Genomic DNA, 25167 nt, shown 5'->3' with positions numbered 1-25167 from the left:
CGCAACAAACAAGGCGCGGCTATTTTACTCCATGAAAACTCAGTGCAGGGTGGAGGGAGGTTGTGAAAATGGAAAAAGGCGTGAGTAATGATCGTAGAAACAGACGTAAGGGAAAAGATATTTGGTTAAAAATGATTCGCTGGATAGGGATTGTTTCTTGGACTTTGATGATTCCACTGCTTATTCTGATTGATCAGGCACAACCACAGTTTGAAACTTTCTTTGATAGGTATTTTGATATTCAAGTAAGTCCAAGATGGAACTACGAAGTGTTGCGTTATGCGTTTTATTTAATGATAGTGTTGCTTATTTTGTCTTCGATAGGGCTAATCATCAATAAAAAAAGAAGCAGAAGAAAAGGTGACTATTATAGGATTAATCTTATTATTGTTTTCGTATTGTCAATACTAGGTATATTCTATTATTTTTTCAAAATACTTTGATGTGATTTTACGTATCAGAGAATAAAAGTCAGAAAGCATGTGTTGGTTAAGGCTTGGAAGGAAGGTAGTGGAGTGAATGTTTACAGTTCAAGACGGTATTAACGGTAACGAAAAAAAGGCATTACCGATTCATATCTGGCTACCGGGTTTAGAGTGGATCGAAGAGGGATGTTTACAACAGGTGCGAAATCTTTCTCTTTATCCATATGCCGTAAAGCAGATCGCTTTGATGGCTGATGTGCACCAAGGATTTGGAATGCCTATAGGAGGAGTGATGGCAACAAAAGAGGTTGTTGTTCCTAATGCGGTTGGAGTAGACATTGGTTGTGGTGTAGCGTTTTGCGAAACGAAAATTGAGATGGATAGGTTGGATAGAAATGTATTAGAAAAAATCGTTCATACAGCGATGAATCGGATTCCTCAAAGTTTTAGTCATCATAAAACACCGCAGATATCCAACTGTGTAAAAGTCTTTATGAAAGAAAACCAAGAGGAAAAACGTCATCCAACAATCTGGAGTGAATTAAATGCTTCCTTTTATCAAATGGGTACGTTGGGTGGAGGGAATCACTTTATAGAGTTTCAACAAAATAATGAAGGAAAACTTTGTTTTATGATTCATTCGGGCTCAAGAAACATTGGGTACAAAATAGCCAATTACTTTAATCAAGTTGCCCGAAAAAACAGGAAACGGTGGGAAAGCAAGGTGCCGGATAAAATGGAGTTAGATTTCATCCCTGTTAAGAGTGAGGAAGGACAATCCTATATAAAATGGATGAATCTGGCACGGGACTTTGCAAGAGAAAGCCGACTTCATATGATGAAGGCTTTATGGCAAGTTTTTAAGGAAAAAGAGAATCTGATCGTAGAAGCACCTATTTTGGATGTCCATCATAATGATGTGAATAGAGAAACTCATGATGGAGAACTATTATGGGTTCATCGCAAGGGTGCTGTAAAAGCTTCGAAAGAAGAAAAAGCCATTATTCCCGGAGCTATGGGGATGAACTCTTATATTGTAAAAGGGTTGGCAAATCCCAGGTCATTTGAATCTTGCTCCCATGGTGCCGGTAGAAATATGAGCAGAAAACAAGCAAAGAAACAGTTTAGTCAACAGCAAGTAACCGCTAAGTTGGCTGAGAAGCAAGTGATTCTTGGGAAAAGAAAAATGAATGACATAGGAGAAGAAGCTCCAGAAGCTTATAAAGATATTGGATTTGTGATGGAACAGCAAAAGGATCTGGTCTTGCCATGGCAAACACTCAGTGGAAAAGTGGTTATTAAAGGATAATATGAATGTAAAAAGAAAAGGGGGGGCTTATCATGGAAAAACAATATGTTATTTTTAAGCTTGAAAAGGAAGAATATGGTGTTGAAATAAACCATGTACAAGAGATTACAGAACACAAGACCGTAACAAGTGTTCCGAATACACCGGCATTTATTGAGGGGATTATTAACCTAAGGGGCAGTATTGTTCCAATTGTAAGCATTAAAAAACGCTTTGATCTAGCCCAAGAAGAAGTTGGGGAAGATCACCGGATTATTATTATAAATCTGGAGACAAAACAGGTTGGCTTTATTGTGGATGATGCTTCTCAAGTGTTGACGATTAGCGAAGAGCAAATCGAAAATGCTCCTGAGATCATTGCAGGGGCAGAACGGGAATATATTACCGGTATTGGAAAAGTATCTGATAAAATTATTTTGTTATTGGATTTAGAGAAAATTTTAACAGAAAATGAAAAAAATGAAATCATTGAAATGGAAGAGTAAAAAAGTAGTTTGATTGCATTAAAAAACAACAGCCTGAGGCCGTTGTTTTTTAATGCTTAATAGGCAGAGAGAGTTAAGTGTACTTTTCACCTGTCTTGTTGTACAATGAAGAAAAATGAATCTTGTAATGGTGAGGTGGAATAGATGGTAAAAGAAACAAAAGTGCGAGAACCACGAAAAATGCCTGTTGAAAACAGATTAGCCTATGGTAAGCTTTTAGGCTTGATGATCTTATCTCAAAACAAGCCGGAAGCCATGACGATGAAAGAGTTTTATCGGGCGCTAAAAAGCATTGCATTGAAAGATAGAGACAGGCAAGTAATTTTTGAATATATGATGGATCCGGATGAATCCGCTACATCCTTAACTCAACAGATGATGAAGCATCTTAATGATCAAGAAGAAAACCTTATTCGTTTTTCGCTTCTGGAAGACTTGTACCGAGTGATGAAAGCTGATTATTATGAAGACGAAGGTGAAAAAAATTTTTTTAATGAAGTCATCCATCACTTAGAAATAAAAGAGCGACATATAGAACAAGTGCGACAAACCTATGAACGAGATAATTTGTATTTGCCAGAGAATGTAAAACCATCGATTTCCAGGATGGCTATGAATCAAATTGCAAGTATTTCGGCAGGCTTGGCTACGGCTGGTATTGTTTTTTACGTTACAAACACAAAAAGAAAAAAGCAATCACCAATAGAAAAAGCAGCTACGGTTTCAACGGCACTGGTGGTTTACAAAACCGTGGAAAGTTTGGCAAACTATAAAGCAAACCATCAGCTTCGTATGCAGAAAAAATTAAAAAAAGAAAATAGCATACTACTAATAGAGCTGGAAAAAGATATTGCAAAAGATATCCGTATGATCAAACAAATCATACGGAAAAAATCCAGTCAGTTTTCCGAAACCTTTACGTGGCAGGATGTATTAGTCCTATTAGAAAAAACAAAAGCTTATTTAGAAAAATCATAAACGACCTTGGAGAAAAGATGGAGTGTTGCCTTTGGGCAATAGGAATTTCTATTAGTTGGCAGTGTTGCTTCAAAAGGGTATAATATAGATAAAGCTTAGTTCAAGCTATTTTGATACTTTTAAGGTATCTTAAAAGAGTGGAGGATTGGAAATGAAAATTGGTATTCCACGTGCTTTGTTGTATCATTACTATTATCCTTTCTGGAAAACATATCTGGATTCACTAGGCATAGAAACAATAGTCAGCAGCCCAACCAATAAATGGATTATGGATAATGGAGCGAAACATTCGGTGCCAGAAATTTGCGTTCCGATAAAAGTATACTTAGGGCATGTACTGGAGCTAATGGAAAAGAAAGTCGATTATATCTTTGTGCCGCGATTTGTATCCATTCAGAAAGGTCAGTTTTTTTGTCCGAAATTTATGGGTTTACCAGATATTATTCGACATTCTTTTCCGGAAATAGAGTCAATTTTACTTTCTCCGTATATTGAAAGCACTACGGAAGATTTAGCAACTTCAATAAAACAATATCATATTTTTGAAGAAAAATGTGATATCAGAAGGAGCGATAATCGAAAGGCCTTAAAAAAAGCGGAAGCCGTATGGAAAAAATTCAGAGAGCTTAGCTTGAAAGGATATGATATACCGGAAGCCACAGAAATGGTTATGAACGATAACTGTAGAATATTAGAAGATAGACGATCAAAAAATACAGATGGAAAATCTGAGGATATAGAAATTACCATTGGTGTATTGGGTTATGTTTATAATATTTATGATTCTGTTATTAGTTTGGATATTCTTAATCGGCTAAAAGAAATGGGTGTACGTGTTAAAACCTTCGAAATGCTTAGTGAAGATAAACTGAAAGCCCAGTTGGCCAATATGCCAAAGACACTTTTTTGGACTTTTAGTGATAAACTGTTTGCTGCCGGAAATCACTTTTATCAAGATTCTGACATTGATGGAATGATTCATGTTACAGCTTTTGGCTGTGGACCTGATTCCATGTTAGGGAAATTACTTGAATTAGATTCTACCCGATACGAAAAGCCTTTTATGACGGTTAGAATTGACGAACACTCTGGCGAAAATCATTTACAGACAAGAGTGGAAGCTTTTGTAGACATGTTAAAGCGCAAAAAAAGAAACAGCAAAAAGGGGGCACTGGCATGAAAGTGACTTTTCCTTATATGGGAACAACAGTTGTTTACAAAAAACTTCTTGAAATGCTGGGGCATGATGTGATCATGGCTCCAAAGCCAACCAGACAAACCATTAACATAGGCGTGAAATATAGTCCGGAATTTGCATGTTTTCCTCTTAAAGTAATTATGGGAAGTTACTTTGAAGCCATCCAAAAGGGAGCGGAAGTAATTATAACTTCTGGTGGCAATGGACCATGCAGAGCAGGGTTTTATGAAAAAGTACATCAGAAGATTCTTGAGTCAGAAGGATATAACGTTGATTTTATTGTCTTTGATTCCATGTTTCGAGATCCCGGTACATTTTATAAAAACATGATAAAACTCAAGGGCAAAACTCCCTGGCACCAAGTGTTGAAAGCCATGACATTTATTTATGATATGATTGGCAAATTAGATTATCTGGAAAAAATGGTTCAGGGTATTAGAGCTTACGAAAAAAATCCTGGCGAAACGACCAGGTTATGGGAAAAAATTCAGCATGATTTTGATCAGGCCTTTACGTTTCGAGCCTTAAAAGAAGCTTTTGCTAATGGAAAAGACAAATTAAAGATGATTCCGACAAAAGAGGTTGAAGAAAGTGAACGGATTAGAATTGGTATCGTTGGGGAAATTTATGTTGTAATGGAAGATTCGATCAACATGAAAATGGAGCAACTGTTAAACAGCTTGGGAGCGGAAGTAGAAAGGTCTCAGTATTTGTCCCAATGGGTAACCTACAACATGCTTCCAAAATGGATGAACTGGACCCATGAAAAGGCCGTACTTAAAAAAGGTGAGCCGTACATACCGATTTTAATAGGCGGACATGCAAAACAAAGTGTTGGGCAGATCGTAGACTATGGGCAGAGAAAATTTGATGGCGTTGTTCACTTAATGCCCTTTGGTTGCCTGCCGGAACTTGTTTCTCAAAGTATTATTCCTAAAATAAGTGAAGACTATCATATTCCTGTACTCACCATTTCTTTAGATGAGCAGACCGGAATTGCAAATAATCAAACAAGGGTAGAAGCTTTCGTGGATCTAGTGAGAGGAAAACGAAGGCAAAAGATTGAAAAACAAAAAAAGGAAATCCAAGGAAATGAACCGAAACATTGCTGTTCTTCTAACTGAAGGTGCTTTTACACGAAACTAAAATACTTTGCTACAAAAGCGTGCTTCGTTTTTGTTTGACAGGAGGATGGATCATTTGCAGGAATTATTTATGGGAGTAGATGTTGGCTCTGTTAGTACCAATATCGTTGTTATTGATCATAATGCAAAAGTAATTTCAAGCCAATACATTAGAACCAATGGACAGCCTTTAGAGACAGTCAAAACAGGCTTAAGACAGCTGAAAAAAGATTTTCCCGAAAAAGCTGTGATACGTGGTGTAGGGACAACTGGCAGTGGTCGGCAATTGGTAGGAGTTATGATTGGTGCTGATGTAATAAAGAATGAAATAACCGCACATGCAACAGCAACAGCTCATTTTGTTCCGAATGTAAGAACAATTTTTGAAATAGGTGGTCAGGATTCTAAGATTATTATCATAGAAGAACAGATGGTGGTTGACTTTGCGATGAATACAGTTTGCGCTGCTGGAACAGGTTCTTTCCTGGATCACCAGGCAGAAAGGCTTGGTATTCCCATTGATCAGTTTGGAGGAAAAGCACTTTCTGCTCAGAGAGATGTAAGGATTGCGGGAAGATGTACTGTTTTTGCTGAATCTGATATGATTGCAAAACAGCAGTTTGGTTTTTCAAAAGCGGAAATAATTAAAGGGCTTTGCGAAGCATTGGTACGAAATTATATTAACAACCTTGGTCGTGGAAAAAAATTAGAGCCACCTTTTGTATTTCAGGGGGGAGTAGCGGCAAACGAAGGGATTAAAGCGGCTTTTGAAAAAGAGATTAATCATGAAGTGATTATACCGGATCATTTTGATATAATGGGTGCCGTTGGTGCTGCCATATTGGCAAAGGATGAAATAGAAGTATCTGGTGCTCAAACAAAATTCCGTGGTTTTGCAGCGGTAGATCTTGATTTTACGCCTAGAACATTTGAATGTGAAGATTGTCCCAACCATTGTGAAGTAATTGAAGTGAAGGTTGATAATGAAGTGGTTGCCCGGTGGGGAGACCGTTGTGGAAAGTGGACCAATACAATTAAGCATATTTAAGTAACAAGTTTTGATAAACTGTGTTAAATCTGATGACATAAACGACGATTATTTCGTCGTTTTTTCTAACGGAAGGAATTTTTCTTCTTCCTCGTCAAGTAGTTGCAAACAGATGGAAACTGATATAAACTGATTTAAGGGTTCCATTAACAAAGAATTCTATAGACAGAGACATTTGAGGTGAACGTATTGATAAATGATAGTAAATTGCTGAAGAAAATTGACTTTACCCTGGTAGTGATTGTTTTGTTAATCTGTGCTTACGGGGTGGTTATTATCTCCAGCTCAACCCTGAACCATCGATTAGGAGCACCACATTTTGTAAGGAGTCAGATAAAATCAGTTGCTATTGGATTGATGGCAATGTGTTTTATGCTTTCTATAAATTATAAAACCTTAAAAAGATTGGCACTTCCAATCTATCTGATCAGCAATGCTCTTTTACTGATGGTGCTTATTATTGGTGTAGGACAGGAAGATTGGGGAGCTAGTCGCTGGATTCGTATAGGGGGCATTGGTTTTCAACCAGCCGATTTTGTTAAGATTGGACTGATTATTTGTCTTGCGAAGATTGTTGATGATCAAAAAGAATATATTAATCAGCCAGCTACCCTATTTAAGATACTGGGGTTTATGTTTGCGCCCCTTGTTTTAATTATGTTACAGCCTGATCTGGGAACGACGCTCGTTCTGGGAGCAATTATTTTTGGGGTGTTATTTATAGCGGGATTGCGTTATAAATATATCCTTATGGGAGCCGTGCTAGGCCTTTTTACCATGCCGATTTTTTGGAATCTGTTAGAGGATTACCAGCGCACTCGTATTCTTATCTTTCTTAACCCTGAGATGGACCCTATGGGGGCAGGCTATCAAATTATTCAGTCAAAAAGAGCTGTTGGTGCAGGGATGTTAAGGGGACAAGGACTCTATAGTGGAACACAGAGTCAGTATGGATTTTTACCAGAAAGACATACAGATTTTGTTTTTTCTGTGATCGCAGAAGAGTTAGGCTTTATCGGAGCATCAGTTCTTTTATTTCTCTTTATTGCAATGTTAGTAAAATGCATCTATATTGCGATGAATGCAAAAGACGATTTTGGTATGTTTTTAGTGGTAGGAGTTATCTTTATGTTGGCCTTTCATATTTTTATAAACGTTGGAATGGCGATAGGACTTATGCCTGTAACAGGAAAACCACTTCCTTTTATTAGTCATGGGGGGACATTTATGTTAACAAACTTTATGGCCATAGGCCTTGTATTAAATGTTTACATGAGGAGAGATGTCATTAATTTTTAAGATGAGACTGCTTATTTGGGGTCTGTAAAAGTAAATAAAGGTGGTGACAAGTATGAATGAAGAAATGAAGCTTTTTTTTGACGAAGTCTTAGTACTTCTGGAGGAAAAAAAATACATCCAGTTGAGGGAGCTTTTTACTGAAGCGAAGGCAGCAGATTTAGCGGAATTGATAGAAGAAGTTGCAGAAGAATATCCTAATAATACAACCATTATTTTTCGACTCTTGCCAAAAGACTTAGCCGCTGATGTGTTTTCATACTTATCACCTACACAAAAAAGGAATATTGTGGATACACTTCATGAAAATCAACTTAGAAATATTGTAGAAGAACTTAATTTTGACGATAAAATTGACTTTTTAGAAGAAATGCCGGCAAACGTGGTTAAACGTATTCTCAAGAGAGTTACAGACGATGAACGCAAGCTGATCAATCAGTTTTTAAACTATCCTGAGTTTTCGGCAGGAAGCCTTATGACCATTGAATATGTATCCTTAAAAAAAGAAATGACGGTGGCGGAAGCGTTACAACATATTCGGATGAACGGCATTGACAAAGAAACCATTTATACTTGCTATGTCTTAAATGAAACAAGAAAGCTGGAAGGAATTATATCCTTACGAAAACTAATTTTAGCCGATGATCACCTTAAGGTAGCTGAAATAATGGATGTAGATGTTATTAGCACAACGACGCTGGACGATCAGGAAGAAGTTGCTGATTTGTTTAAGAAATATGATCTAATGTCTTTACCTGTAGTAGATCGGGAAGACAGACTGGTGGGTATTATCACCATCGATGACATTGTTGATGTTATTGAACAGGAAAATACAGAAGACTTTGAAAAAATGGCTGCATTGCTACCTAGTGAAGAAGAATACATGAATACAGGCATTTTTCTTCTTGCAAGAAGAAGGATTGTCTGGCTGTTGGTTCTGATGATATCAGCTACTTTTACAGAGAATATTATTGGGAGATTTGAAGACGTTCTTAGCGCGGTAGTGATTCTGGCGGCGGCTATTCCGATGTTAATGGATACAGCAGGTAATGCAGGCAATCAGACATCCACTTTAATTATCCGGGGGATTGCCCTTGGAGAAATTGAGCTAGATGATTACCTTAAAGTGTTGTGGAAAGAGTTTCGTATCAGTATCCTTGTTGGAATCATGCTGGCAAGCGTTAATTTTGTCCGCATGCTGCTGATAAGCAATGCTTCTTTAGCAATTGCCATAACCGTATCTTTAACATTGGCACTAACGGTCATTATGGCAAAATTGTTTGGTGGGATGCTGCCTATCCTTGCAAAAAGAATGAAGCTGGACCCAGCCATTATGGCAGGTCCGCTAATTACAACCATTGTTGATGCCATGGCTCTGGTGGTCTACTTTAATATAGCAGGAATTATTCTTGGACTCTATTAGCGTCAATGGATGAAAATTAATTAACAAAAAACTTGGAAAGTCGCTTAAAGCAATGTTTGAAGGGAGGAGAATGGTAGATGAAGTTTATTACGGTAAAAGCGGACGTGAAGGAAGTGCCTGGTGTATTAACAAAAGACGGAGAGCATTTTTATACGTTCGAGCAAATTTTTGGAGAAAAGGCACCTGTTTCTGTCCTGGAATTGATTCGTCAAGAAGATGAAGAGATGGTCAATAAAGTTCGGTATTATTTGAATATACCAGATCAAAAACCATATTCATTAAGAGAATTTAAACAGCTGGCACCGATTCCCAGGCCTTTTAGAAATATTATTTGTCTTGGTCTTAACTATCAGGATCATGCAGATGAGTTGAAAACTTCCTTTGCAAAAGGAAAAACAACACCCAAGGCACCTATTTATTTTGGAAAAATGGCAACAGAAATAATTGGAACACAGGCAGAAATTAAGGTTCAGGATGAAGTGACTAAAATGATTGATTATGAAGTAGAAGTAGTGGCTATCATCGGCAAAAGAGGAAAAAACATCTCGGTTGAAGACGCTTATCAGTATATTTTTGGATATACAATCATGAACGATTTAAGTGCCAGAGATCTGCAAGCCACTCATAGTCAATGGTTACGAGGTAAAAGCCTAGACGGGTTTACCGCTATGGGTCCGGCGATTGTACACAAAGACCTGATGGATCATCCTCTGAAACTGGATCTAAGCTGTCATGTTAATGACGAGATAAGGCAACAATCTAATACAAAAAACTTTATTTTTGATCTGCCATATGTCATTAGCGATTTTTCAAAAGGGTTTACGTTAGAGCCAGGTGATATGATAGCCACTGGAACACCCTCGGGTGTTGGGATGGCCTTTGATCCTCCCAAATACTTGCAAAAAGGAGACGAAGTTATTTGCAAGGTAGAAGGTCTTGGAACGTTAAAAAATACAGTGAGATAATGAGGAGGTTTGTATGAAATGAAAATCATTGATTTTGATATTAGTCAATCAGCAAGCCTTATAACCGATGATTCCATTCAAAAATTGCAACCTCACATAAATTTAGCCCATCAATTACTTCATGAGAAAACTGGCCCTGGAAAAGAATACCTTGGTTGGTTGGAGTTGCCATCAAAAATAAACAAAGAAGAAATAGAGAGAATAAAAGAAGCTGCCCTAGCTATCAGAGAACAGTCAGATGTTTTAGTGGTAATCGGGATAGGAGGATCTTATTTAGGTGCGAGGGCTGTGTTAGAACTGCTGCAACCAAGTCGTTTGTTTGGAACCCAAAAGGGAAGGGCAAAAGAACTACAAGTAGTTTTTGCTGGACATCAGATGGATGCCGACTATTTATATCATCTAAAGCATTGGTTAAAAGGGAAAGAATTTTCAATAAATGTTATCTCGAAATCTGGAACAACCACTGAACCTGCAATTGCTTTTCGGATTTTTAGGCAGTTATTGGAAGAACGTTATGGTGATATAGAGAGTCGGAAACGAATTTACGTGACGACGGATGCTAGAAAAGGTGCTTTAAAAAACCTGGCTGATGAAAAAGGATATCAATCTTTTATTATTCCTGATGATGTTGGAGGAAGATATTCTGTTTTTACACCAGTCGGAACGTTGCCGATTGCTGCTGCTGGTATTGATATCGACGAATTGCTTTGTGGTGCAGCAAAGGCAGAGAAAAGTCTTGAAACTCCTTGTCTTAAATCCAACGCCGCTTATCGATATGCGGCGTATAGATCTTTTTTATACCAACAGGGTAAGAGCATCGAAATACTAGCAAGCTTTGATTCACAGTATCATTATTTATGCGAATGGTGGAAACAGTTATTTGGGGAAAGCGAAGGAAAAGAAAAAAAAGGAATTTTCCCCACTTCTTTGCAATACACAACCGATCTACACTCGATGGGTCAATACGTTCAAGATGGCAGAAGAATTGTCTTTGAAACGGTCATCAAAACGGAAGAAAGCAAGGAAAGTGTTTTAGTTCCTGATACAGGTGATAATAATGATGGGCTGGAATATTTGAAGAACAAGGAATTAGGGATGATAAACAACAAAGCCCTTGAAGGAACGATTATGGCACATATCGATGGAGGTGTGCCTGTAGGTATTCTTTCAGTGCCGGAAAAAAGCGCTTTTTGGATAGGCTATTTAATGTACTTTTTTCAAAAGTCCTGTGCGATCAGTGGATATATGTTAGGGGTTAATCCTTTTGATCAACCTGGTGTGGAAGATTATAAAAGAAATATGTTTTCATTACTGGGAAAACCAGGGACGGAACAATTAAGGCAGGAGTTGGAAGTAAAGTGGAAGAAGTAAATCAGGGACCAATAGGCGTTTTTGACTCCGGATATGGAGGAATAAGCGTCTTAGCAAATTTAATTGAAGCAATGCCAAAAGAATCTTTTGTTTATATCAGTGATTCGATAAATGCGCCTTATGGAGAGTTGGAGTCCCAAGAGGTATTAAACCATGCCTTAAATCATATGCGGATATTAGAAAAACAATCAGCAAAAGCTGTTGTTATTGCTTGCAACACGGCTACTAGTGCAGCGGCAACTGCCTTGCGTGCAAAATATTCATTTCCAATAATTGGGATGGAACCAGCAGTAAAGCCAGCCATAACGAAATCAAGTTCAGGTAAAATACTGGTGGCGGCTACAGGGTTAACTCTGAAAGAGCGAAAATTCGCTGCACTTGTGAAAAAGATGGACCTTCAACATAATATTGTCACATTACCATGTCACGGTTTAGTGGAAATCATCGAAGAGTATGGACCGGAATCTAAAGAAGTAACAAAAAAACTTGACGAATTGTTAGCTCCGTTACAACCCTTAAATGTTGACGGTGTTGTTTTAGGGTGCACTCATTACGTACTGATTAAAAACCAATGGAAAGCTGCTTTGCCGGAAGGAACAAGGATACACGATGGAAATGAGGGCACGGTGAAGCAAACAATGCGAATGATCATGGAAAATACAACAATAACAAAGGCTCACTCTATGGGAAAAGTATCTTTGATGGACTCGAGTCAAGATGATGAACGTCTTGAAAAAAGCAAGCAGTTGCTGCAGAATCAACTGAGAATAAATGGGATTGTTTCCAGCGACCAACTAGAAATAGAATTGAGGAAAAACAATGAATTATGTAAGTCTTGAAGATGTGACACACCAGTATGGGATACAGCCCATACTTAAAGATGTAACACTCTATATTGGTTCAGAGACAAAATTGGGAATTATTGGAGCTAACGGTACCGGTAAAACCACGTTGCTAAATATTTTAGCAGGAAAAAAAGTTCCAGATTCTGGAAATGTAAGTGTTCATCCAAATTGCCGGGTGGAAATGGTTTCTCAGGAAACAGAAGAAAAAATAGATCATACGGTTTTAGAAGCGGTGATGAAAAGTGAAAATCCGGAAATGAAGTTGCTTTCTGAGTACAATAGAGTAACGGAACAACTGCAACACTTTCCCAATAATGTACAGTACTCAGAAGAATGGCAGCGACTTCATCAGCAGATTGAAGATAAAAACCTATGGAAACTAGAAACACAAGCAAAAACGATTTTAACAAAACTAGGTTTATCTGATTATCAGATGAAAGTACAACAGCTTTCCGGTGGACAGAGAAGACGGATTTCTTTAGCACGTTCTCTAATACAGCCATCAGAACTCTTAGTGTTAGATGAACCGACGAATCATTTGGATCTGGCAATGATTTCCTGGTTGGAAGATTGGCTATGCCAGAGAAAACAAGCGCTGGTTATTGTCACTCATGATCGATACTTTTTGGATAGGGTGACGAGTTCGATCGGTGAATTGGAAGAAGGAAAATGGACACTGTTTTCTGGTGCGTATCAATATTATTTGGAAAAGAAGCAAGAAATCATTCATGATCATAAAAAAGAACAGCAACGAATGAAAACCATATTCAAAAAAGAACTTGCGTGGATTAGGCGTGGTGCTAGGGCAAGAAGCACCAAGCAAAAAGCTAGAATTGACCGATTTGAAAATCTGGAAGAAAAAATGGTCAAAGACAGTGAAAAGCAGTTGGATATTCCACTTCTGCAAAAGCGGATGGGAAAGCAAGTATTAGAGGCGAAAGAAGTATCTTTCTCTTACGAAGAGGGAAAACCAATTCTTCAAAACGTAAATTTCTTATTAAAACCAGGGGAAATAGTAGGCATTGTAGGGAAGAATGGCACAGGTAAAAGCACGTTACTGCAATTAATGGCAGGCAACCTTGAACCCATAGCTGGGACCATGAAGTGGGGAAAAACGATTAAAACGGCTTATCTTGATCAAGAAAGTAAGGATCTAAACCCAGAATTGCGTGTGCTGGAGTATGCACGGGAAGGTAGAGAATATATGACGGTTGAAGGAAACCGAAAAATCTCTGCTTCACAACTATTGGAACGATTTATGTTTAGTCAGGAAAGACAATGGACAGAAATAGGCAAACTGTCTGGTGGCGAAAAAAGAAGGCTTTATTTAATGAGACAACTGATGGAAGAGCCTAACTTTTTGTTGTTGGATGAGCCGACAAATGATTTGGATTTATATACGCTTACGTTGTTAGAGGAATACCTGCTTTCTTTTGAAGGTACTGTGATCATATCTTCGCATGATCGATATCTGCTTGACAGATTAGTAGACCGACTGTTTATTCTTGAAGGAGATGGGACAGTACAAGAATATCAAGGATCTTGCAGTGAATGGATGGAAAGACAATCATCCGAAAAATCCTCAAAGCCTGACAAGGACCAAAGGAAAAGCAAGGACTTTACAACCAATGAACGAGACAATAAAAAACGAAAAGGATTAAAACTGAGCTTCAATGAAAAAAAGGAATACGAAACCCTCGAACCGGAAATTCAAAACATAGAAAAACAAATAGAGGTTGTTGAAAACCAGATGGAAGACCAACAGACAGATTTTGCTGCGCTTCAAAATAGTATGAAAGAAAAAGAAAAATTGGAAGCTTATTTGGAAGAAAAGCTGATGCGATGGGCAGAACTAACAGAAAAAATTGAAAAAATAAATAAGGATAAGGAATAAGATGGATTTCAATCTGGACCACCAAAATGGGGCTTTGGTTTCAAAAATACCAAAGCCTTTCACATGCAGTAATACCAGAGAGTGCTATTCATTAAAAAATTTGTCAATACGAGAAAAGGGGCTAGAAAAGAAATCCTTTTTAATTAGATGATAAAGAGTGAAAAAGGAAGAATACACTTTAAGAGTTCGTTATTTGACGAAATTTAAGGTTTTGAAATGCAAGGGATTTCCGTTAAATTATACTATATATTGTATTTAAGTAAATGATCGATACTAAATAAAGGGGGCGCTAAAGGTTGGCCATATCAAAAATACAAAAGAGAAACGGTGAAATAGTAGATTTTCAAATGACCAAAATAAAGGATGCCATATTTAAGGCTGTTCAGTCAGTGGGCGGCGATGATGAGATAAGAGCTGGTGTGCTGGCAAAAAAAGTCGTCGATATTGTTAATGAAACCTGCAGGGCCAGTATACCTTCTGTTGAAGACATACAAGATCTTGTGGAAAAGGTATTGATAGAAGAAGGACACGCAAAAACAGCAAAAGCATTTATTCTGTATCGCAAGAGAAGGGAAGAGTTAAGAGAAGTAAAAAACCTTTTTATGGATGCAGAAGAAATGGTAGAAGAATATGTTAGTCTGGATGACTGGCGTGTCAATGAAAATGCAAATATGGGTTTTTCGTTACAAGGGTTAAACAATCATATTGTTGAATCGATCAGTTCTAAATATTGGCTTAATAAAATTTATCGAAAAGAGCTACGAGATGCTCATATAAGAGGAGATTTACATATTCATGATCTGGGGTTATTGGCTCCTTACTGTTGCGGATGGGATATGGAAGATTTTCTGAGAAGAGGATTTAAAGGAGCAAAAGGGAAGGTTGAGTCACGACCTCCTAAGCATTTAGAGACAGCTTTAGGACAACTGGTTAATTTATTATATACATTACAAGGTGAATCGGCAGGTGCGCAGGCTGTTTCCAGCATCGATACGTATTTAGCGCCTTTTATTTATTATGATGGATTAACATTAAGTCAGGTAAAAAAAGCGTTACAACGATTTGTCTTTAACTTAAACATTCCGACAAGAGTTGGTTTTCAAACACCATTTACCAATATTACACTAGATATAGCTCCTCACCCACTATTAAAAAATCAGCCAGCCATCATAGGAGGAAAAAATGTAGACAAGAAATACGGTGAATTCCAGAAAGAAATGGATCTGTTTAACAAAGCTTTCTGTGAAGTAATGATGGAAGGTGATGGTGCTCAGCGAGCCTTTAGCTTTCCGATTCCTACAATAAATATAACTCCTGATTTTCCATGGGAGTCAGAAGTTGCCGACTCTATTATGGAAATGACGCGGAAATTTGGAACACCTTATTTTGCTAACTTCCTGAATTCTGATATGGCACCGGAAGACATCCGAAGCATGTGTTGCCGATTGAGACTTGATAATCGCGAACTAAGAAAACGTGGCGGCGGATTGTTTGGTGCTAATCCAATGACCGGATCTATTAATGTGGTAACCTTAAACATGGCAAGGATAGGTTATACATCCAAAAACGTAGAAGAGTTTAAGAAACAGGTTCGAAAATTGATGGAGCTTGCAAAAGAAATATGCGAAGAAAAACGTGTTGTATTAGAAAATTATATGGAAGCAGGATTATATCCTTACTCTCAATATTACTTGCAAAGCGTAAAAGATTCTACAGGAGAGTATTTTAAGAATCACTTCTCTACCGTTGGACTTAATGGAATGAACGAAGCATGTATAAACCTTTTGGGAGAAGATATTACCACAGAAGAAGGACAAGGCTTTGCGGTGGAAATAATGGAATTTATGAATCGTGTGATTCAGATTTTTCAAGAAGAAACAGGAAGCCTATGGAACCTGGAAGCATCTCCTGCAGAAGGTACTTCCTACCGATTTGCTCGAATAGATAAAGCGCTTTACCCTAGAATCATTGCACAGGGTCAGGAAGAACCTTACTATACTAATTCAACACAACTTCCTGTAGGTCACACAAAAGATATTTTTGAAGCAATCAAATCTCAGGAAGCTTTACAGACACAGTATACAGGAGGAACTGTCTTTCATGGGTTTATTGGCGAAGAAGTACAGGACATTGAAACCACGAAGCTGTTATTAAAAAGAAGCTTTGAAAATTCTCACATGCCCTATATGACAATTACCCCTACCTATAGCATATGCCAGCAGCATGGTTATATCAAAGGAGAACATTTTAATTGTCCTGAATGCAATGAAGAAACAGAAGTTTGGACAAGGGTAGTTGGATTCCATCGACCGGTACAATCATGGAACAAAGGAAAACGGGAAGAATTTAAGGATAGACTGGAATTTGTTCCAGAAGAAAGCCTAAAAGAGGATCACCTAGTAACGGCTAAAAAAGATTCCAAGGAAGAAATAGCTGGATAAGAGAAAAAACCTCCCTTGCATAAAAGGGAGGTTAGCTTTTTAATAAAATGAACTCAGGACGAATAGTCGTAGCGTGACGAAGGGTCAAAAACAGAGAAGAATATGTTATAATCGTACATGAATGAATCGTTAGTCAGTTAATATCACATCACAAGGAGAAGCTCAATGATAGAAAATATGTTTTTTAGTCTTGGCACCGCATTGCCTATTTTTTTGGTCATGTGTTCTGGCTATCTTATGAGGCAAAAGGAAATAATAGATGGCGACTTTGTAAAAAAAGCAAATCACATGGTTTTTTATGTGGCATTGCCGATTAAATTATTCTGCGATGTTTCTGGTGCGACATTTCAAGAGTACTTTGATATAGGATTTATTTTATTTATAACGGTGGTAACGGTTGGTGGAGCTATTTTATCCTGGATTTTAGGAAACACTGTTATAAAGAAACCGGACCAAATAGGAGCTTTTGCTCAAGGGGCATTTAGAGGAAATTTCTTGTACATAGGGTTTTCCTTAATGGAGAACATCCTTGGACACATCGCCATTAAAGGTCCGTTAGCTGTAGCGATTATCGTTCCGGTGTATAATGTTATGTCTGTTATTATTTTGTCATATGCAGGAAAAGACCGCACCAAGAAAATTCACCTTAAAAAGACCCTGTCAGATATTGCAAAAAACCCATTGATTGTTGCGATCACAGCCGGCATTATCATGTCCCTGATCCCAGTTCAAGTTCCTGTCGTAGCCGAGAGAACCATGGAGTACTTTGCTGTGATTGCTACGCCGTTAGCCTTAATTGCGATTGGTGCTTCTTTTAATATTAGTCATACATTGGAGAATTTACCAATAGCACTCATTGCCAGTGCGATTAAACTCGTGGCACTACCCATGCTATCCGTTGTTTCAGCCCTGTTTTTTGGCTATAGAGGAGAGGATATCATATTAATCTATGTACTGACTGGTGTACCGACAGCAACAGTGTCCTTTATTATGGCAGCAGCCATGAATGCAGACAAAGAACTGGCTTCAGATATTATTATGGTAAGTACATTGTTATCAATTGTAACCATGACATCTTTTGTTTTTGCTTTTAGAAGTATAGGGATCATTTAATAACCATCAAAAAGATGGAATGGAGTGACGAAATGCGTATTGGCGGAATTCAAAAAACATCGCTAATCGATTATCCAGGGCATTTATCAACGGTTATTTTTTTGCGAGGATGCAATTTTAGGTGCTCCTATTGTCACAATGCAGAACTGTTGAGTATCGAAGGTGTTCAGATAGAACGACAGAAAATGATGGATGAATTGATTACGAGACGTTCTTTTATTGATAGTGTGGTTATCTCAGGTGGTGAATGCACATTATCAGAAGATTTAAGAGGCTTTATACAAGAAATAAAATCCATTGGATATGGTGTAAAACTGGATACCAATGGAACAAAACCGGATATTATTGAACCACTTATCAAAGAAGGATTGATTGATTATATCGCCATGGATATAAAAGCGCCACCGGAAAAATATGATCAGATTGCAGGCGTTTGTGTAGATCTTGATGCTATCAATAAAAGCATTAGGGTTATTAAAAACCAGATGAAAAACTATGAATTCAGAACCACTGTATCACCAGAAATTTTGACGGAGACAGAGGTTTTGAAAATTGCTGATTGGATATCCGATGCTAAAAAGTACGTTCTTCAAAACTTTCGTGATAATGAAAATGTGCTTTGTGGAAGAAAAAAGCTTACGTCATATCCAGCGATAAGAATGACTTACTTAAAAGAACAATTAGAACCATTCTTTGAAGAAGTAATTCTTCGCTAAAAAACAAAAAAGAGAGGAGTAAGGTGAAATGACCGATAAAGAGCGGCTGGACGATATGGTAGAATATATAGAATCACTTCCAATAAACACCAAAGTGATCGTCTTTGAACCGGGGTCGACAAAAACAGCCCAAATGGCAGCAGATCAACTTGGTGTGTCGGTAGGTCAAATTGCGAAATCTATTTTATTTCTTGCAGAAGAAACTCCAGTGTTAGTAGTGACTAGCGGTGATGCAAAAATTAATACCAGTAAAATAAAGAAGCAGTTAGGAATAAAACCTAAAATGGCTTCAAAAGAAGAATGTATTGAAAAAACAGGGTTCCCTCCTGGTGGAGTTTGCCCTTTTGGTTTGACAAATGTCCAAATCCTTCTTGATTCAAGTATGGAGCGATTTGATACTGTATATGCAGCGGCAGGTACTTCTAATACGGCTGTTCCCATTACAATGGCACAACTTGCAGAAGTAACCGGAGGAAAGGTTGTAGATGTATGTAAATATGGAAAGGAGTTACCCAATGTATAAAATTGTTTTTAATATTCCCTCGCACGTCACTTTTTCTCAACAAAAAATAGAAGCGATGCTGGATCCGGAAAAGTTCGAAAAAGTATTGTTTGTCAATAAGCCAGAGCAATTAGAAGAAGTGATTGAAGATACAGATGTTCTGGTTACTTACCCTTGTGAAGCATCCATTATTCGAAAGGGTAAAAATCTGAAATGGCTTCAAGCAATTACCGTAGGAGTAGATGCATTTCCAATCAAAGAACTGCATGAAAAAGGCGTTATTATTACGAATGGAAAAGGCGTACACCGGATTCATATGGCTGAATATGCTATCGCAAGCATGATTATGATGGCTAGAAACATTCATTCAATGATCCGAAACCAGATGAGCAGTACGTGGGATCGTCAGATAGAACAAAATGAAATATTTGGTGCAACAGTTGGTATTTTAGGATTAGGAAGCATTGGTCAGGAAATTGCAAAAAAAGCATCTTTAATGGGCATGCGAGTGATCGGCATTAAAAACAACCCAGAGGAAATACCTTATGTGGATAATACTTTTGGAATGACTGAAATCGAAGCCCTTCTTAAAGAAAGTGATTATGTGATTAACCTCTTACCAGAAACAGTGAAAACAAGAAAAATAATAAATGCAAAAAACTTATCGGTGATGAAAAAAAATGCTTGCTTAATCAACATGGGACGTGGAGGTACCATTGATGAAGAAGCTTTAATAAAAGCCCTTAAAGAAAGGTGGATCCGCGGTTTTGTAGCCGATGTCTTTGAAGAAGAGCCATTACCTCAAAGCAGCCCTTTATGGAAACTGGAAAATGTTGTCATAACACCACATATATGTGGTGAATCTACGAAATACATGGAAAAACTCATGCCGATTTTACAGAATAACCTAAAAGTATTTCAAGGTGGTAATGGGAATATGATGAATGTGGTAGATTTAGAAAAAGGCTATTAAGAGAGGTTGTTATATGCATTTTCATTGTATTTTATGATATAATGATGAAAAACAGAAGATGAGAGGCAATGATGAAGAGGAGTAGGCATGACTAAAATCTACAGAGAGTAAAACCATTAGCTGAAAGGTTTTACGGTTGATAGGTGCTGAAGTAGCTTCAGAGCATCTGGACAGAAGCGATTAGTGAGTAAGTCCAGACGGTAAGAGACCGTTATCTCTCTTTTAAGAGCTCCTGCAAGCAGGAGAAATAGGGTGGTACCGCGAAGTCTTTTCGTCCTTATAATTTGTAAGGAGGAGAAGGCTTTTTTTGATTTTTGAAAAACAAGTGAGAAAACAAGATGCTATAGGAGGTTATTGTTATGGAAACAACATTGCAAAAGAATTATGATCCAAAAACATTTGAAAAGAAAATTTATGAAGATTGGATGGAAAAAGACTTATTTAAAGCTACTCCAAATTCTGGAAAAGAGCCTTTTTGTATTGTTTTACCACCGCCAAATATTACGGGACAACTTCATTTGGGTCATGCATTGGACCAGACACTGCAAGATATACTGACCAGATACAAACGAATGCGAGGGTACGAAACATTATGGCTACCCGGAACAGATCATGCCAGTATTGCAACGGAAGTGAAAGTAGTTGACAAAATAAAGCAAGAGCAAGGGTTAGATAAAAACGAAATAGGACGAGAAAAATTTCTTGAAGAAGCTTGGAACTGGCGCGATAACTATGGCCGCAGGATAGTGGACCAAATGAAACAGTTAGGAAATTCATGTGACTGGTCAAGAGAACGCTTTACCATGGATGAAGGATGCAACAAAGCTGTTAAGGAGTTCTTTGTGCGTTTATACGAAAAAGGGTTGATTTATCGGGGAAACCGAATCATTAACTGGTGTCCGGACTGTAAAACCTCTTTATCGGATATCGAAGTAGAGCATGAAGAAAAATCCGGGAAATTCTGGCATGTCAACTATCCGATAAAAGATGAGGATACTTATATTGAAATAGCTACTACCAGACCGGAAACAATCTTAGGAGATACGGCGGTTGCTGTGCATCCGGAAGATGAGAGATACAAGCATCTTATAGGAAAAACCGTTATTTTACCACTGTTAAACCGAGAGATTCCCATTATTGCGGATGAGTATGTGGATCCGGAATTTGGAACAGGAGCTGTAAAAATAACACCATCACATGATCCGAACGATTTTGAGGTAGGGACACGACATCAGTTACCACAAATACGAGTGATGAATGACGACGCTAGTATTAATGAAAATGGTGGCCCTTATTGTGGGATGAGTCGTTATGATGCACGTCATCAGATGGTGAAAGACTTAGAAAAGCTAGGCTTATTAGTGAGTGTGAAAGAACGGGTTCACAATGTAGGACAATGTTATCGATGCAGTACTGCTGTAGAGCCAATTACTTCGGAGCAATGGTTTTTGCATATGGAGCCGCTGGCAAAACCGGCCATTGATGCGGTTAAGAATAACCATACAAAGTTTATACCAGAAAGATTTAGTAAAATCTATTTTCACTGGTTAGAAAATATAAGAGACTGGTGTGTTTCTCGTCAGCTTTGGTGGGGACATCGAATTCCAGCCTATTATTGCCAGGACTGTGGAGAAATGATGGTGTTAAGAGAATCGCCAGAGGTTTGCACCCAATGTAAAGGAGATCACATTGTTCAAGATGAAGATGTTTTAGATACTTGGTTTAGCTCAGCCTTATGGCCTTTTTCCACACTGGGATGGCCAGATAAAACACCAGAGCTAGATTATTTTTACCCAACAAATGTACTGGTGACAGGATACGATATTATTTTCTTCTGGGTTGTCCGCATGGTGTTTAGCGGCTTGGAGGTTTGTGACGACATTCCTTTTGAGCATGTGTTAGTCCATGGGTTGGTTCGAGATGCTGAAGGTAGAAAAATGAGCAAATCTCTTGGGAACGGGGTTGACCCTCTTGAAGTGATTGAAGAGTACGGCGCTGACGCTTTACGATTCACTCTGGTTCAAGGGAATAGTCCGGGGAACGATTTGCGTTTTCACGAAGAAAGACTGGAAGCTAGTCGGAATTTTGCTAATAAGCTCTGGAATGCTACTCGGTTTTTATTGATGAATCTTGATGGTGAAGTGGCGACTCTAAGCCAAAAAGAACAACGATTAACCTTTGAAGATCGATGGATATTATCGCGACTTCAAAGAGTTGAGCAGGAAATAACCTCAAATTTAGACAAATTTGAATTAGGGCTTGCACAACAAAAAATCGTTGATTTCACTTGGAATGAATATTGCGATTGGTATATTGAAATGAGCAAAACCAGGCTGTATAGTGAGAATGAAGAAGCAAAGCATACGGCTCAGGCTGTGCTTGTGGAAGTATTAGAAAATATTTTGAAATTGTTACATCCATTTATGCCGTTCATTACGGAAGAAATCTGGCAAAGCCTTCCAGGAGAAAGAGATAACATAATGATTTCTCCCTGGCCAGTAACCAAAAACCAATGGATCAATCCAAAAGCAGAAGAAGAAATGGATCAGTTGGTACAGGCGATCAAAAGCATTCGGAACATACGGTCAGATATGAATGTGCCAGCATCGAAAAAAGCCGCACTAATGGTATTGAATGCACGAACGGAACTAAAGAGTCTGCTGGAAAGAGGGACGCCTTACCTTATGAGTCTGGCTTCTGTATCCAATGTAACGTTTTTTGAAGATCAAAACAAGATACCGAATCAAGCTGTTTCTGTCCCCTTTGCAGGTGCTGAAATGTTTATTCCTCTGGAAGAATTGGTTGATATCCAAAAAGAGCTTCAAAGGCTGGAAAAAGAGAAAGAGAAATATCAGGGAGAAATCAAGCGTGTTCAAGGAAAACTAAGCAATAAAGGGTTTATAGAAAAAGCTCCGGCTACATTAGTTGAAGAAGAAAAACAAAAACAAGTAAAATTTGAAGAAATGCTTCAAAACCTTGAAAAGCGAATTAAAGAGCTTCAATAAGATCGGGAACAGGATACTAAGGGAGAGGGAGGATGTGTCCGTGGATTACCAAGAGGCATTGAACTATATTCATGGAACGTATAAATTTGGAAGTAAATTAGGACTGGAAAATATCAAGACCCTATTACAAGAATTGGGAAATCCGGAAAAAGGCCTTAAAGTAATTCATGTTGCCGGAACCAATGGAAAAGGATCCACATGCTCAATGATCCAGTCAGTATTGATAGAAGCTGGTTACAAAGTGGGACTATACACATCCCCATATATAGAGCGGTTTAATGAACGAATAAGAATTAATACAAGAAACATTGAAGACCAGGAACTAGCCAATATAACAGAGCAGGTAAAAAAAGCCGTTGAAAGGATGCTGAAAGAAGGGTTTCAGCATCCAACAGAATTTGAGATAGTCACAGCCATTGCATTGCTTTACTATCAAGAACAAAAAGTTGACTTCGTAATTCTGGAAGTTGGACTTGGTGGCCGGCTAGATGCTACTAATGTTATTAGTGATCCATTACTAACCATTATTACGCCAATAGATTATGATCACATGACTTACCTTGGAAATACACTGGAAGCCATCGCTGGTGAAAAAGCTGGCATCATTAAAAAAGGAAAGCCGGTCATCACTGGATTTCAACATGAAGAAGCGTTGAAAATCATAGAGGAGAAAGCATTGTTATTAGAAGCACCTTTTTATCAGGTAGTTCCTAAACAGTTCGAGATTCACGAATCACATCTTAAAAGCCAGACTTTTTCTGTAACCTTATTCCAACAATCTTATCGTCAAATAACCATCGCCTTACCAGGTCTGCATCAAGTGGAAAATAGCATGCTGGCATTAACTGCCTTAAAGATATTAGAGAAAGAAGGGCACTTTGAAATCAGAGATCAGGAGTTGAGAAAAGGCCTGAGAAATGTACGTTGGATAGGACGTTTAGAAGTAATCCATGATGATCCAATGGTTCTCATTGATGGTGCCCATAACTTACAAGGAGCAAAAGCTCTTTCGAAAAGCATTGAGTTGCTATTAAAAAATAGATCTATTACATGGGTTGTTGGGATGCTGGAAGACAAGGACATTGATAGTGTACTTAACTTATTATTACCTAAGGTTGATCAGGTGATAGTGACAGAACCGGATTGTCATCGTGCAATGAGAGGAGAAATCCTTGCGGAGAAAATCAGGCAGAATCACTCAAAAGTATCCATAGAACCTAAAATTGAAAAAGCGGTCACAAAAGCTTTGGAAATAACCGATAAATCTGATGTAATACTTTGTGCAGGTTCTTTGTATATGTTAGGTGCCATACGTTCGTTATTTCAACCGGAAAATAATTGAGGAGGATTAAAGTGAGTGAAAAAAACCAAGAGATAAGGGAAATTTTACAGGATCTTGGTGCTGATGTAATAGGATTTGGAGATGTAGAAAACTATTTGCCTGCTTCTTTAAGAGATATGCCGAGAGCTATTTCTTACGCTGTTCGTTTGTCAAATCGGATTATAGAGGAGATAGATCCTGTTATCGGCCCTAGCCAAACCTATTTTCATCACTATCGAACGGTGAACACCCTAATTGATCAGATTAGCTTGAAAATAATGTTGAAAATTCAAAAAATGGGATATTCAGCCTATGCTATTCCAGCTTCTCAAAGCATCAATGAAAAACCGCCTCAATATAGAGGAAGAATTTCTCACCGTATGGCAGCAACCAGATCTGGACTTGGTTGGATAGGGAAAAGTGGCAACTTAATCACAGAAGCATTTGGACCGGAGGTTCGGTTAGGGACCGTTTTAACCTCTCTACCACTTACGGTTCATTCTCCCATAGAAACAAGCCGGTGTGGAAGCTGTAATATTTGCGTTAAAGCCTGCCCGGGATATGCTTTACCAGGAAATCATGACTGGAAACCAGGGATAGAGCGGGAACTTATTGTTGATCCGGTGCGTTGTAGCCAACATATGAAAAAGGCATATCAGCATATTGGGCGTGGTGCTGTTTGTGGAATATGCATGCGTGTTTGCCCCTACGGAAAAGAAAAAAAGCGATAAGGAG

Annotated in this window: 21 protein-coding genes and 1 other annotated feature; all 21 genes read left to right on the top strand. The window is 38.1% G+C overall.

Annotated features, from left to right (window positions below; genetic code table 11):
• The first annotated feature begins 68 nt into the window (after positions 1 to 68).
• The 21 genes from BLV55_RS02800 (at position 69) to BLV55_RS02700 (ending at position 25163) form a co-directional block, all read left to right on the top strand.
• A complete protein-coding gene (locus BLV55_RS02800) occupies positions 69 to 443 on the top strand; it encodes a hypothetical protein (protein WP_093310861.1) in 375 nt (124 codons plus the stop codon).
• A 76-nt stretch (positions 444 to 519) separates the two neighbouring features.
• The gene (locus tag BLV55_RS02795) at positions 520 to 1734 is read left to right on the top strand and encodes an RtcB family protein (RefSeq protein WP_093310859.1); all 1215 of its coding nucleotides are present in this window, start codon (positions 520 to 522) and stop codon (positions 1732 to 1734) included.
• A 32-nt stretch (positions 1735 to 1766) separates the two neighbouring features.
• Positions 1767 to 2219 carry a chemotaxis protein CheW gene (locus tag BLV55_RS02790; protein WP_093310857.1) on the top strand — a complete coding sequence of 151 codons (453 nt, stop codon included), beginning with the start codon at positions 1767 to 1769 and terminating at the stop codon, positions 2217 to 2219.
• A gap of 144 nt (positions 2220 to 2363) precedes the next feature.
• On the top strand, positions 2364 to 3197 hold the full coding sequence (locus tag BLV55_RS02785) for a TerB family tellurite resistance protein (RefSeq protein WP_093310855.1): 834 nt from the start codon (positions 2364 to 2366) through the stop codon (positions 3195 to 3197).
• A gap of 151 nt (positions 3198 to 3348) precedes the next feature.
• Entirely contained in the window at positions 3349 to 4377 is a 1029-nt protein-coding gene (locus BLV55_RS02780) for an acyl-CoA dehydratase activase-related protein (RefSeq protein WP_093310853.1), read from the top strand.
• A complete protein-coding gene (locus tag BLV55_RS02775) occupies positions 4374 to 5519 on the top strand; it encodes a 2-hydroxyacyl-CoA dehydratase (RefSeq protein ID WP_093310851.1) in 1146 nt (381 codons plus the stop codon). Before BLV55_RS02780 ends, BLV55_RS02775 begins: the two co-directional genes overlap by 4 nt.
• 76 nt (positions 5520 to 5595) lie before the next feature.
• Positions 5596 to 6567, top strand: a complete 972-nt coding sequence (locus BLV55_RS02770) for an acyl-CoA dehydratase activase (protein WP_093310850.1) — start codon at positions 5596 to 5598, stop codon at positions 6565 to 6567.
• A gap of 189 nt (positions 6568 to 6756) precedes the next feature.
• Positions 6757 to 7866 (top strand): rod shape-determining protein RodA, encoded by a 1110-nt coding sequence (rodA, locus tag BLV55_RS02765; protein WP_093310848.1) that lies wholly within the window; start codon positions 6757 to 6759, stop codon positions 7864 to 7866.
• A 52-nt stretch (positions 7867 to 7918) separates the two neighbouring features.
• On the top strand, positions 7919 to 9286 hold the full coding sequence (gene mgtE / locus BLV55_RS02760) for a magnesium transporter (protein ID WP_242870011.1): 1368 nt from the start codon (positions 7919 to 7921) through the stop codon (positions 9284 to 9286).
• 77 nt (positions 9287 to 9363) lie between these two features.
• A complete protein-coding gene (locus BLV55_RS02755; RefSeq protein WP_093310845.1) occupies positions 9364 to 10251 on the top strand; it encodes a fumarylacetoacetate hydrolase family protein in 888 nt (295 codons plus the stop codon).
• An 18-nt stretch (positions 10252 to 10269) separates the two neighbouring features.
• Positions 10270 to 11622 carry a glucose-6-phosphate isomerase gene (locus BLV55_RS02750; RefSeq protein WP_093310843.1) on the top strand — a complete coding sequence of 451 codons (1353 nt, stop codon included), beginning with the start codon at positions 10270 to 10272 and terminating at the stop codon, positions 11620 to 11622.
• Positions 11610 to 12461 (top strand): glutamate racemase, encoded by an 852-nt coding sequence (gene murI, locus BLV55_RS02745; protein ID WP_176968226.1) that lies wholly within the window; start codon positions 11610 to 11612, stop codon positions 12459 to 12461. The genes BLV55_RS02750 and murI overlap by 13 nt, the downstream gene beginning before the upstream one ends.
• On the top strand, positions 12442 to 14361 hold the full coding sequence (locus BLV55_RS02740; RefSeq protein WP_093310838.1) for an ABC-F family ATP-binding cassette domain-containing protein: 1920 nt from the start codon (positions 12442 to 12444) through the stop codon (positions 14359 to 14361). The genes murI and BLV55_RS02740 overlap by 20 nt, the downstream gene beginning before the upstream one ends.
• Before the next feature lie 296 nt (positions 14362 to 14657).
• Positions 14658 to 16802 carry a ribonucleoside triphosphate reductase gene (locus BLV55_RS02735; protein ID WP_093310837.1) on the top strand — a complete coding sequence of 715 codons (2145 nt, stop codon included), beginning with the start codon at positions 14658 to 14660 and terminating at the stop codon, positions 16800 to 16802.
• Between the two features lie 165 nt (positions 16803 to 16967).
• Positions 16968 to 17915 (top strand): AEC family transporter, encoded by a 948-nt coding sequence (locus BLV55_RS02730; protein WP_093310835.1) that lies wholly within the window; start codon positions 16968 to 16970, stop codon positions 17913 to 17915.
• Positions 17916 to 17947: 32 nt separating this feature from the next.
• The gene (locus BLV55_RS02725) at positions 17948 to 18631 is read left to right on the top strand and encodes an anaerobic ribonucleoside-triphosphate reductase activating protein (protein ID WP_176968225.1); all 684 of its coding nucleotides are present in this window, start codon (positions 17948 to 17950) and stop codon (positions 18629 to 18631) included.
• Between the two features lie 28 nt (positions 18632 to 18659).
• Positions 18660 to 19154: a YbaK/EbsC family protein gene (locus BLV55_RS02720; protein ID WP_176968224.1), complete on the top strand. Its 495-nt coding sequence runs from the start codon at positions 18660 to 18662 to the stop codon at positions 19152 to 19154.
• Entirely contained in the window at positions 19147 to 20106 is a 960-nt protein-coding gene (locus BLV55_RS02715) for a D-2-hydroxyacid dehydrogenase (protein WP_176968223.1), read from the top strand. Before BLV55_RS02720 ends, BLV55_RS02715 begins: the two co-directional genes overlap by 8 nt.
• 59 nt (positions 20107 to 20165) lie before the next feature.
• Positions 20166 to 20388, top strand: a binding site (T-box leader).
• 77 nt (positions 20389 to 20465) lie between these two features.
• Complete coding sequence (locus BLV55_RS02710) at positions 20466 to 23111, top strand: valine--tRNA ligase (RefSeq protein WP_093310829.1); 2646 nt, start codon at positions 20466 to 20468, stop codon at positions 23109 to 23111.
• Positions 23112 to 23151: 40 nt separating this feature from the next.
• Complete coding sequence (locus BLV55_RS02705; protein WP_093310826.1) at positions 23152 to 24453, top strand: bifunctional folylpolyglutamate synthase/dihydrofolate synthase; 1302 nt, start codon at positions 23152 to 23154, stop codon at positions 24451 to 24453.
• Between the two features lie 11 nt (positions 24454 to 24464).
• Positions 24465 to 25163, top strand: coding sequence for a 4Fe-4S double cluster binding domain-containing protein (locus BLV55_RS02700; RefSeq protein WP_176968222.1), 699 nt, complete (start codon positions 24465 to 24467; stop codon positions 25161 to 25163).
• Positions 25164 to 25167: the final 4 nt, after the last annotated feature.

The organism is Tindallia californiensis (assembly GCF_900107405.1).
In the GTDB taxonomy this organism is placed as follows: domain Bacteria; phylum Bacillota; class Clostridia; order Peptostreptococcales; family Tindalliaceae; genus Tindallia; species Tindallia californiensis.
The sequence above is the reverse complement of the archived record's forward strand: the minus strand, read 5'-3'. Positions and strand labels throughout refer to the sequence as shown.

Coding starts and splice junctions, on each gene's coding strand:
- BLV55_RS02715 (WP_176968223.1), top strand. CDS start 19,147: ATGTATAAAATTGTTTTTAATATTCCCTCGCACGTCACTTTTTCTCAA.
- BLV55_RS02740 (WP_093310838.1), top strand. CDS start 12,442: ATGAATTATGTAAGTCTTGAAGATGTGACACACCAGTATGGGATACAG.
- mgtE (WP_242870011.1), top strand. CDS start 7,919: ATGAATGAAGAAATGAAGCTTTTTTTTGACGAAGTCTTAGTACTTCTG.
- BLV55_RS02780 (WP_093310853.1), top strand. CDS start 3,349: ATGAAAATTGGTATTCCACGTGCTTTGTTGTATCATTACTATTATCCT.
- BLV55_RS02730 (WP_093310835.1), top strand. CDS start 16,968: ATGATAGAAAATATGTTTTTTAGTCTTGGCACCGCATTGCCTATTTTT.
- BLV55_RS02755 (WP_093310845.1), top strand. CDS start 9,364: ATGAAGTTTATTACGGTAAAAGCGGACGTGAAGGAAGTGCCTGGTGTA.
- BLV55_RS02720 (WP_176968224.1), top strand. CDS start 18,660: ATGACCGATAAAGAGCGGCTGGACGATATGGTAGAATATATAGAATCA.
- BLV55_RS02775 (WP_093310851.1), top strand. CDS start 4,374: ATGAAAGTGACTTTTCCTTATATGGGAACAACAGTTGTTTACAAAAAA.
- BLV55_RS02710 (WP_093310829.1), top strand. CDS start 20,466: ATGGAAACAACATTGCAAAAGAATTATGATCCAAAAACATTTGAAAAG.
- BLV55_RS02785 (WP_093310855.1), top strand. CDS start 2,364: ATGGTAAAAGAAACAAAAGTGCGAGAACCACGAAAAATGCCTGTTGAA.
- BLV55_RS02725 (WP_176968225.1), top strand. CDS start 17,948: ATGCGTATTGGCGGAATTCAAAAAACATCGCTAATCGATTATCCAGGG.
- BLV55_RS02800 (WP_093310861.1), top strand. CDS start 69: ATGGAAAAAGGCGTGAGTAATGATCGTAGAAACAGACGTAAGGGAAAA.
- BLV55_RS02795 (WP_093310859.1), top strand. CDS start 520: ATGTTTACAGTTCAAGACGGTATTAACGGTAACGAAAAAAAGGCATTA.
- BLV55_RS02750 (WP_093310843.1), top strand. CDS start 10,270: ATGAAAATCATTGATTTTGATATTAGTCAATCAGCAAGCCTTATAACC.
- BLV55_RS02790 (WP_093310857.1), top strand. CDS start 1,767: ATGGAAAAACAATATGTTATTTTTAAGCTTGAAAAGGAAGAATATGGT.